The sequence below is a fragment of the Pedobacter sp. 10L46_2 genome, from assembly GCF_056395165.1.
Genome location: NZ_JBFTIZ010000301.1, coordinates 1 through 8982, shown reverse-complemented (window position 1 = coordinate 8982; position 8982 = coordinate 1). Strand labels below are relative to the sequence as shown.

Sequence of the window (8982 nt, the reverse complement as noted above, 5' to 3'; positions counted from 1 at the left end):
ACTTTCTGCCGATGGTTCAGTTTTTGAAGGTGGCATTACACAAACAGGGTCTATTCGTTTAGATCAGGTTACTGATAAAAAGATTTTAAAATCTTTAATTGGTTTAAAAAAGGATGATGTAGTTACGCTTGACGTTCAAAAAGCTTTTGATAAAAATGAGGTTATAATAGCCAAATTATTAAACATCAGCGAAGAAGATGCCAAAGACCTACAATCAAAATTCCAGGCAACGGTTAAAAATGTAAACCGTTTAGAGGAAGCTGATTTAAATCAAGAGTTCTTTGATAAATTATTTGGTGCAGGTGAAGTAACTGATGAGGCTGGTTTTACTGCCAGAATTACAGAAGAAATCGAAAGCATGTTTAAGCAAGATGCAGATCGTAAATTACAAAACGATATGTATACTAAACTTACTGACAGTGTTAAAATTGATTTGCCAGATGAGTTTTTACGTAAATGGTTAAAAGCTACTAACGAAAAACTAACTGACGAAGAATTAGCTGAAGGTTATGATGATTTCGCTAAAAACTTGAAATGGACTTTAATCGAAAACAAATTGATGAAAGACAATAACATCGAGATTAAATACGAAGATGTTTTCCAAACAGCAAAACAACGTTTAGACGCACAATTTAGAATGTACAGTCCAGCTCCGATGCCGGAAGATCAATTGGCTCAGTACACTGCTACTTTCCTTAAAGAGAAAGACAACGCTAACCGTATTTTTGATGAAGTAAAAGCGATTAAAGTTTTCGAACACATTCAATCAGTTGCTACTTTAGACCAAAAAGAAATAGCTTATAATAAATTTATAGAATTAAAATAAGAAAGGCTGGTAACAGCAAACACAATTAATTTTATAGTTTTAAGAATAAGGCGGCTTTATTAAGGCCGCCTTATTTATATAAAAGATATTCAAATTTTACAATGCCACAATAAATTACCAATTTAGTTTAGCTACTTTGGTGACAAATATTAGAAAATAGGAACTTCTGAAACCTCCTGAGGAAGCTTCATAACAGATAAAAGAAAAATAGGAACTTATGAAAATAGATAAAGACGAGTTTAGAAAATATGCAGTTAAACATCACCGTATAAACGGTTTAAATGTTGATCGTTTTATTGGAGCAACAAACAACTCTCCAAAAAGCATGACACCTTATATCATTGAAGAACGCCAGCTTAATGTAGCGCAAATGGACGTTTTCTCTCGTTTGATGATGGATAGGATTATCTTTTTAGGTGATGCTATTTATGACGGAAATGCAAACATTATACAAGCTCAATTGTTGTTTTTACAGTCGACAGATAACAATAGAGACATTCAAATTTATATCAATTCACCAGGTGGTTCAGTTTATGCCGGTTTAGGTATATACGACACGACACCATGCAGTACATCACTCCTGATGTGGCTACAATTTGTACCGGTATGGCGGCTTCAATGGGAGCGGTTTTATTGGTAGCAGGAGCTAAAGGAAAACGTGCTGCATTACCTCACTCACGTGTAATGATTCACCAACCTTCTGGTGGTGCTCAGGGTGTGGCTTCAGATATGGAGATCAACCTTAGGGAGATGCTAAAATTAAAAAAGGAATTGTACGATATCATTTCTAATCATTCCGGACAATCTTATGAGTGGGTAGAAAAAGCTTCAGACCGTGATTACTGGATGAAAGCTGAGGAGGCGAAAGGTTTTGGAATGATTGATGAAGTACTGGTTGCCAGTAGTAAGAAAGATTAAAAATGGCTAAACAAAATAAAGAATCGCGTTGCTCTTTTTGTGGCTCAGGTAAGCAGGATACTTTAATGCTTATCGAAGGGCTTGATGCATACATTTGTGATAAATGTGTTGCTCAGGCGAATCAGCTTCTGGTACAGGAGCTGGGCAGCAAAAAAGGTAAAGCTTTAGATCCTTCGATCACCTTGTTAAAACCACAGGAAATTAAAGCGCATATTGATCAGTATGTTATTGGTCAGGATGATGCTAAAAAAGTACTTTCTGTGGCAGTGTATAACCACTATAAAAGGTTGAGTCAGAAGATTGATAAAGCTGACGAGATTGAGATTGAAAAATCCAACATCATGCTGGTAGGCGAAACAGGAACAGGTAAAACTTTACTGGCTAAAACCATTGCAAAGATATTGCATGTGCCTTTTTGTATATGCGATGCAACGGTGCTTACCGAAGCAGGTTATGTAGGAGAGGATGTTGAAAGCATATTAACACGTTTATTGCAGGCGGCTGATTATGATGTGGCTTCGGCAGAACGTGGTATCGTTTATATCGATGAGGTTGACAAGGTGGCACGTAAAAGTGATAACCCTTCAATCACCAGAGATGTATCGGGAGAAGGTGTACAACAGGCCTTGTTGAAGATCTTAGAAGGTACTGTAGTAAACGTTCCGCCTCAGGGTGGTCGTAAGCACCCTGATCAGAAGATGATCCCTGTGAACACGAATAACATCTTGTTTATTTGCGGGGGTGCATTTGATGGTATTGAACGTAAAATAGCGAACAGATTGCGTACACAGGCTGTAGGTTACAAAGTTAAAAAGGACGACGAAGAGTTGGATCTTAAAAACCTGTACAAGTATATCACTCCTCAGGATTTAAAATCATTTGGATTAATACCAGAGCTTATTGGTCGTGTGCCGGTTTTAACGCACCTTAACCCATTAGATAAGCAGGCTTTACGCAACATTCTTACTGAGCCTAAGAACTCATTGTTGCGTCAGTATGTGAAACTATTCGAATATGAGAATGTAAAGCTTGTATTTGAAGATGAGGTTTTAGATTTCATTGTTGATAAGGCAATGGAATATAAACTTGGTGCAAGGGGCTTACGCTCTATTTGCGAAGCGATTATGCTTGATGCGATGTTTGAAATACCATCGGACGCGAGTGTCCAGGAATTGAGTATTTCACTCGACTATGCCGTGGAGAAATTTGAGAAGGCCGACTTTAAAAAGTTAAAAGCTGCTTAGAAATTTAAATCCCCGGTTTTACCGGGGATTTTTTTTTAATATATTGGTTAAGGTTGTAGGCACGCCAAGCCGTCATCTCTCCTATCGTCGAGATGACGAAGAAGTAGCCGAAGACTACAAGATTTAGGATGACGGGCTCATACTTAATTGGATAACAGAAGTTTAGCATACACCTCAAAAAAAGAATAATAAAGAAAGGATAAATATATGAACGAAGAAAAAGACGTAAAAAAAGATGAAAAAGCAGTAGCGAAAGCAAAAAGAACTAAAGAAATTGAATCTCCTGTAAAAGGTGGTTTAAAATCTAAATCAGAGATTGTTAAGAACTGGTTGCCAAGATATACCGGCAGACCATTAGAAGAATTTGGACAATACATCTTGCTAACAAATTTTAGTAAATATGTGCAAATGTTCTCTGAGTGGAACGGCAATGCACCTATTTTAGGATTAGATAAGCCGATGCAAAGCGTAACTGCAAATGGAATTACCATTATCAATTTTGGTATGGGAAGCCCGATGGCGGCTACTATGATGGATCTGCTAACCGCAATTTCTCCTAAAGCAGTTTTGTTTTTAGGCAAATGCGGAGGGTTAAAGAAGAAAAACCAATTGGGCGATTTGATTTTGCCTATAGCAGCGATAAGAGGCGAGGGGACATCAAATGATTACCTGCCTGCAGAAGTACCGGCATTACCTGCCTTCGCTTTGCAGAAAGCGATATCAACAACAATAAGAGATCACTCGAGAGATTATTGGACAGGAACTTGCTATACCACCAACCGCAGGGTTTGGGAGCACGACAAGAACTTTAAGAAATACCTGAAAGGCTTACGTGCAATGGCAGTAGATAGTGTAACCACTAATTATGTGGAAACTCATTTAAGAATAGGGGTAGATTCGTTAATGCAACTAATTAATAACGGACTTACAGTTAAGCACCTTCATTTTTAGTCACCATCAGTACTTTTGGGGGAATCGAATTCAATCAGCGTTCCGCCAAAGTGGCTAACTTCAGCCCAGTCATCTGTAGGAAATTCTATCATAACAATTCCACAGGTAGGGATATTATAGATACTTGCATCACTTAAGTAGTTTGCAAAATCTGTAAATCCCGGGTTGTGCCCAAATATGGCTACTCTGTCATATTTATTATTCAGCTTGTTTACAACCTTTAAAAGGGTGTTCACATCAGCTTCATAAATAGCAGTTTCTTCTTTGATCTGATCAGGAGATTTGTGCCATACTTGCGAAAAATGTTTGGCGGTAGTAATTGCTCTTAAAGCAGGGCTGCTTACCAATAATTGCGGAACAAGGTTTTTTTGAAGTATCCTTGACGCCATTTCTGGTGCATTTCTGTGTCCCCTTGGATTTAATGGCCTGTCGAAATCTGAAAGATGGGAATTGGCCCAATCTGATTTACCGTGTCTTACTAATAGCAATTGCTTCATATAAGCGTTCTTATGAGTTTATAAAACTAACAATCTTATCGGTATGAATGTTTTTCATACATTTAAAATGTCCTAAGGGACATCTCTCTAAACCAAACTTTGAACACGGTCTACACGCCAGGTCTTCTCCAACAATTAATGATTGTGATATTTTATAAGGATGTACCCCTAGCAAATCAGGTGTGGTGCCGCCCCATACAGACGCTAATGGCTTGTCAAAAGCTTCTGAAATATGCGTCAGTCCGGTATCAAATCCAATTACCTTATGGGCTTTAGAGATCAGAAAAACAGATTGATCCAGGTTTGTAATCCCACAGGTACTGAATACATTATCGCCAGTAGCTTCCTTAATTATATCGGCATTCTCTTTTACATCATTCCCCCCCAATAAAACAACAGGAAGATCTATTTTATTACATATTTCTATGATCTTATCATTAGGCAGCCTTTTGGTAAAATGAGTGGCTCCAATAACAAAGGCAACGAACTTTTGCTGATGAGATGGAGGTAAAAATTCTGATAAATGATATTCTTTAGAGATATAATAATCAATAGGCTTGTCATCATTTTTTACACCAAGAAACTTCACGGTTTCAAGATATCTGTCTACCAGATGTTTTCCAGAAATGAGTTTATTCCATTTGAATTTTAATGCCAGCCATTTACTTATTCTATCTTTTTTATAAGTAGAAGAGGGTAGTCCGGTTTTGAATTTGATAATAGAAGTACGCAGGTTATTGTGCAGGTCTATAATCAGGTCAAAATTCTCAGCTTTAATATCCTTAATGGTATCAGATAACCTTGGTTTAAGCGTATGAAGTTTAGTTAAATAGGGGTTATTCTGGTAAATGTATTTGAATGCGGGTTTGGTAAGGAAATGTATTTCGCAATCAGGTAATTGTTCTTTGAGGCATCTCACTACCGGGGTTGTGTAAATGATATCCCCCATGGAACTAAACCTTATTACAATAATCTTTTTAGGTGTTTTCAAATCAATAATTTCTTATTGTGAACCTTTTATTTTTTCTATAATACTTGTTGATGAATAACCCGGCAAGAAGTTAAGTACTTTAACCTCACCTCCATTGGCAATTGTTTCTTTTGCGCCCACAATATTATCGAGGTTGTAATCTCCACCTTTAACCAATACATCAGGTTGAACTGCGTTGATTAAATCAAGGGGAGTATCTTCACTAAAAAGGACAACAGCATCAACAAAAAACATAGATGCAATAAGTTGTGTGCGACTAAACTCATTATTTATTGGCCTGTTCTCGCCTTTAAGTTGGCATACAGAATTGTCGGTATTTAAACCAACAACAAGTATGTCTCCCAGATCTGCAGCTTCGCCAAGGTAGGCGATATGGCCAGGGTGTATGATGTCAAAACAGCCATTTGTAAATACTATCTTTTTACCTTCAGCCTTCCACTTACGGGCCTTATCAATTAGCGTATCTCTGGATACTATTTTTTGTACAAGAGTCTGTTTTGAATCTTTTGCCATAATTAATATGATTGATCTACTGCGGTGCAAAGAATGTGCCCAATCAGGATGTGCATTTCTTGTATTCTGGCAGTATTGTCTTCAGGGATTACAATATTTATATCGCAAAGTTTATTCATCTGGCCACCGTCTCTGCCAGAGAGACCTAGTGTTTTACAACCAATTTCTTTTGCTGCTTTTAAGGCGTTTATAATGTTTGCGCTGTTGCCGCTTGTAGATATCGCAATAAATAGATCTGAAGGATTGGCTAGCGCGTGCAACTGACGCTCGAATACGCTATGGTAACCATAATCATTGCTTATTGCGGTTAGTGCCGAAGTATCAACCGTAAGTGCAATTGCAGGTAGTGCCTTGCGCTCTTTAACAAACCTACCGGTAAGTTCTGCGGCAATATGCTGTGCATCGGCAGCGCTTCCCCCATTTCCGGCCAACAGTACTTTAGCACCCGAAAGCAAGGTATCTGTAATTAGTTTACAGCTGCTCTCTATTTGAGGTACAAGGTTCGAAATGACTTTCTCAATGGTTGCCTTATGATGATTTAATTCGTCTAATACCATGAATGTTAATTGGTTTTTAAAGATGCAATGATTTCTTCAATGCTGGTAGTTGCACTGCCAATATGTTTAATCACAATTGATGCCGCGTAATTAGAGATAGTTGCCGCTTCTTCAACACTAAAGTCTAGTGATAGGCAATACGCTAAAGTGGCTATTACGGTATCTCCGGCGCCGGTTACATCGTAAACTTCGGTAGCGGCAACAGGTATGATTTTATAATCTTCTTTAGTAATAATAGCAATTCCTGCTTCTGAAAGTGTTACAATCAGATAGGTTGCCTTGGTGGAGTCCAGAATAACGTGAGCAGCTTTAATTAAATCCTCATCAGAATTGATTTTTTCTGCTTTGGCAGCTTCTGCCAGTTCCTTCTTGTTCGGTTTAATAAGAAAAGCACCTTCATATTTACTATAATCCATTCCTTTTGGATCTACAAGGGTTTTTTTACCAAGCGATTGGCAGTAACCAATGACTTTTAAGGATAGGGTTGGAGTAAGTAATCCTTTATTGTAATCTGAAAGGACTACAATATCTGCTTTTTCTATATAGGGGGCAATGAAAGCAAAAAAAGATTCTTCCAGTTCAGCAGAGATGTTGTGGATATCCTCTTTGTCTATTCTAACAATTTGATGATTTCCGGCAATAACCCGGGTTTTTACGGTAGTTACTCTGCTGTCATCTTTTAAAATCAATCGATTATCTATGCCTTTTGTTGTTAATATCTCTATTACGTCGGCCGCAAACAGATCATTACCAACAATTCCGGCAAGATGAACTTTAGCCCCAAGATCAATCAGGTTGCTGGCTACGTTTGCCGCACCACCAATAATTTTTGATTCTCTATGTGCATTTAGGATTGGTACTGGTGCTTCTGGTGATAATCTGGTGGCCGACCCGAAGATGTAGTGATCTAACATGAGATCGCCTATAACTAATATATCCGGAGCGGGATTATTGTGATGTGCATTATGTAGTTTTTCTTTTAGCATGCTCTATTATAGGTCAAAGGTAAGCATAATGGCTTTTATAATGATTAAATATTGTTGAACCTGTTTTTAAAATGATCTGCTATTTCATTTACAGAATAACTATTTAAGCATTGTTTGGCCTCCAGGCCTCCTTTTCTGCCCACTAACACGCCATACTTCATATCATGGAAGCCTTCTGTTCTGTGGGCATCCGGATTTATAGATAAAATAACGCCTTTTTCAAGCGCATAGCGATGCCAGCGCCAATCCAGATCTAAGCGCAAAGGGTTGGCATTGATTTCTATAACTACATTATTTGCAGCACAGGCATCAATTACTTTGGCATAATCTATTGGGTAACCTTTTCTGCTAAGCAGTAATCTGCCGGTAGGGTGTCCTAGTATGGTAGTATATGGGTTTTCTATCGCTTTTATTAATCTTGAAGTAGCTTTTTCTTCGTCCATACGCAGGATGCTGTGTACAGATGCAACTACAAAATCAAACGTTTTAAGGATGTCGTCGCTGTAATCCAATGAACCATCAAAAAGGATGTCGCTTTCTATTCCTTTAAATATTTTAAATGGAGCAAGTTTAGCATTTAATGCTTCAATTTCCTGATGCTGTGCGTAAACGCGTTGTTCGTTTAGGCCATTGGCATAAAATGCGGATTTTGAATGATCGCAAATTCCCAGGTATTCTAATTGCAGGTTGTCTTTACAATAAAGCGCCATCTGTTCCAGGGTATGCACGCCATCACTCCAGGTAGAGTGGTTATGTAAACTTCCTTTTAGGTCATTGTAGGTAATTAACTGAGGCAGTTTGTTTGCCTTTGCCAATTCTATTTCATTTAATCCCTCTCTAAGCTCCGGTTCAACAAATGCTAATCCGGCTTTTTGATAAATAGATTGCTCATCATTAAAGGGGCCATTGCCTGCTAAAGTTAAAACATCGGTAACATGTTTTTCATTGCCGGTTAATTTAAACCAATTGAGGTAGAAATCGTGTTTGGCTACCACATAAAGTTTGATTTTAAGACCTGTAGGACTGTGTGCTATAAGTGCATCATCGCCCTGCGCTTCAAATTGTAAAGGCTCAAATTCTGATATTCTTGTAACTACTTCTTCGATGCGCTCGGCACCAATTACGAGTTCTATTTCTTCGATAATTTCCAGACAGCGGCGGTATGCTCCGGCAACACCTAAAAGCGGCTCTCCGCTGATGCCCCTAAGCCATATGGCAAGGTCTCCAAATAGTGTGTTAACAAATCCTTCTGCCTGGGCATACAGGAATTTGCCATGTGCTGCCATCTGAAATTCAATAACTTTCTTGATCTCTTCCTGTGTTTTCAGACCAAAGCCTTTTGCTTCAATAAGTCTGTTTTCATTGCAGGCGTAATAAAGTTCGCCAATGTTTTCGATAGCGAGATCTTTCCAGATAACTGATATTTTTTTAGGGCCAATACCTTTAATGCCCAGCATTTCTACAATTCCTTCGGGTGTTTCGGTCAGGATGGTCTGAAG

At 38.2% G+C, this 8982-nt stretch carries 9 protein-coding genes and 1 pseudogene; 4 read left to right on the top strand and 6 right to left on the bottom strand.

Going from position 1 to position 8982, the window contains the following annotated elements; translation table 11 throughout:
* The 4 genes and pseudogenes from AC1DDX_RS23075 to AC1DDX_RS23060 form a co-directional block, all read left to right on the top strand.
* A partial coding sequence (locus AC1DDX_RS23075) for a trigger factor (protein WP_477622663.1) occupies positions 1–826 on the top strand: 826 nt, incomplete at its 5' end.
* Between the two features lie 217 nt (positions 827–1043).
* Positions 1044–1744, top strand: a pseudogene (locus AC1DDX_RS23070) (ATP-dependent Clp protease proteolytic subunit).
* 2 nt (positions 1745–1746) lie between these two features.
* Complete coding sequence (clpX, locus tag AC1DDX_RS23065) at positions 1747–2988, top strand: ATP-dependent Clp protease ATP-binding subunit ClpX (RefSeq protein ID WP_172660614.1); 1242 nt, start codon at positions 1747–1749, stop codon at positions 2986–2988.
* Between the two features lie 207 nt (positions 2989–3195).
* On the top strand, positions 3196–3939 hold the full coding sequence (locus AC1DDX_RS23060; RefSeq protein ID WP_477622662.1) for an AMP nucleosidase: 744 nt from the start codon (positions 3196–3198) through the stop codon (positions 3937–3939).
* Here the strand turns inward: AC1DDX_RS23060 and AC1DDX_RS23055 are convergent.
* The 6 genes from AC1DDX_RS23055 to AC1DDX_RS23030 form a co-directional block, all read right to left on the bottom strand.
* The gene (locus AC1DDX_RS23055) at positions 3936–4436 is read right to left on the bottom strand and encodes a SixA phosphatase family protein (protein WP_172660612.1); all 501 of its coding nucleotides are present in this window, start codon (positions 4434–4436) and stop codon (positions 3936–3938) included. The two genes, AC1DDX_RS23060 and AC1DDX_RS23055, sit on opposite strands and share 4 nt — an antisense overlap.
* Before the next feature lie 10 nt (positions 4437–4446).
* Complete coding sequence (locus AC1DDX_RS23050; RefSeq protein WP_246269520.1) at positions 4447–5427, bottom strand: glycosyltransferase family 9 protein; 981 nt, start codon at positions 5425–5427, stop codon at positions 4447–4449.
* Between the two features lie 12 nt (positions 5428–5439).
* Positions 5440–5940 (bottom strand): D-glycero-beta-D-manno-heptose 1-phosphate adenylyltransferase, encoded by a 501-nt coding sequence (gene rfaE2 / locus AC1DDX_RS23045; RefSeq protein ID WP_172660611.1) that lies wholly within the window; start codon positions 5938–5940, stop codon positions 5440–5442.
* A 2-nt stretch (positions 5941–5942) separates the two neighbouring features.
* The gene (locus AC1DDX_RS23040) at positions 5943–6497 is read right to left on the bottom strand and encodes a D-sedoheptulose 7-phosphate isomerase (protein ID WP_337715320.1); all 555 of its coding nucleotides are present in this window, start codon (positions 6495–6497) and stop codon (positions 5943–5945) included.
* Between the two features lie 5 nt (positions 6498–6502).
* Positions 6503–7483 (bottom strand): D-glycero-beta-D-manno-heptose-7-phosphate kinase, encoded by a 981-nt coding sequence (rfaE1, locus tag AC1DDX_RS23035; protein ID WP_337715318.1) that lies wholly within the window; start codon positions 7481–7483, stop codon positions 6503–6505.
* Positions 7484–7527: 44 nt separating this feature from the next.
* Positions 7528–8982: DNA polymerase/3'-5' exonuclease PolX (locus AC1DDX_RS23030; protein ID WP_477622661.1), on the bottom strand; the 1455-nt coding region annotated here is incomplete at its 5' end.